Annotated in this window: 1 protein-coding gene; it reads left to right on the top strand. The window is 72.0% G+C overall.

All coding sequences use genetic code 11. The features are described 5' to 3' along the window. Positions 1-78 precede the first annotated feature (78 nt). Positions 79-1,287: sensor histidine kinase (locus GCU69_RS06880; RefSeq protein WP_156205410.1), on the top strand; the 1,209-nt coding region annotated here is incomplete at its 3' end.

Raw genomic sequence — 1,287 nt, 5'->3', positions numbered from 1 at the left:
CCGTGCACCACGCCCGGCCCGCACTCGCTCACCCGGCGGCAACTCCCCTGCCCCCGCCCACTTCGTACGAGGACCCTCATGATCGACCCTCCCCTGGCGATCACGCTGCTTGTGTGTCTGCTCGCCACAGCCATCGGATTCGTCCTGCTGACCCGCGCCCTGCGGAAGAGGACCGCGGCGGTCGCCGCCGCACAGGCGGAGCTGGCCGCCGCCGGACAGGAGATCGCCACCCTCAGACGGCAGTGTGCGGAGTTCCCCTCCGTGCAGCGCCAGGCCGCCCGGGTCCCCGAGCTGGAGGCCAGAGCCGCCCAGGTCGACGAGGTGGGCGGCAAGGCCGAGTGGGCGAACGGCTGGCTGGAGGCCACCTGCGACGAGATCGAGCACCTCGCGACCAAGCGGCTGCCGGCGCTGGTGAACGCCGAGGCCCGCGGCCACCGGGGCGTCGTGGTGCCCGGTCCCCTCGCGGACGACTTCCAGGACCTGCCCGTCGAGAAGCACCACCAGGCGGTGCTCGACCTGTGCCGGGAAGCGGTGGCGATCACCCGGGAACGGATCGGGGGCTCGGCGCGCTCGGCCCTCCGCGAGGTGCTCGGCGAGGCACAGACGTACATGGTCCGCTGCCAGAACGAGATCCTCGAAACGATCGAGCGTGCCCCGGAGGGGGCGGAGCAGCTCCAGTGGCTGTTCGACTTCGACCACCTCGTGACCCGGGCCGTGCACGCCGTGCAGCGGGTGCTGATCCTCTCCGGTTCCTGGCCGGGGGTGCAGCGCGACGACTGCACGATGAGCGACGTCATCTCCTCCGCGCGGGGCCGGATCGAAGCCCCCGCGCGCGTCGTCTACACCCACGAGGCCACCACCGGGGAGGCCTGGGTGGAGGGGCGTGTCGTCGAGGCGGTGACGGTGGCCCTGACCGAGCTGTTGGCGAACGCCAGCGCCTACACCCAGGGCAAGGTCGACGTACAGGTCCAGCAGGTGCAGACCGGCTACTGCATCGTCGTCGACGACAGCGGGCTGGGCATGAACCACTACCAGCGCGAAGCGGCCGCCAAGGTCCTCGACCGGCACGAGATCCTCGACGTCACCAGCCTGCCCAACGCCCTCAGCCTCGGCTTCATGGTGATCAGCCGCCTCGCCGGCGACTACGGGTTCCAGGTGGACGTCAGCGGCACCAGCGCCTTCGGCGGGGTGCGGGCGGTGCTGCGCATCCCGCGCGAGCTGCTCGGGCAGGGCCCGGCGGCGACGGAGGAGGAATCCGTGCAGCAGCGGGCCGCGGCGTCACCGGTG

The sequence above is a fragment of the Streptomyces lycii genome (assembly GCF_009735685.1).
Lineage (GTDB): Bacteria > Actinomycetota > Actinomycetes > Streptomycetales > Streptomycetaceae > Streptomyces > Streptomyces lycii.
The sequence above is the reverse complement of the archived record's forward strand: the minus strand, read 5'-3'. Positions and strand labels throughout refer to the sequence as shown.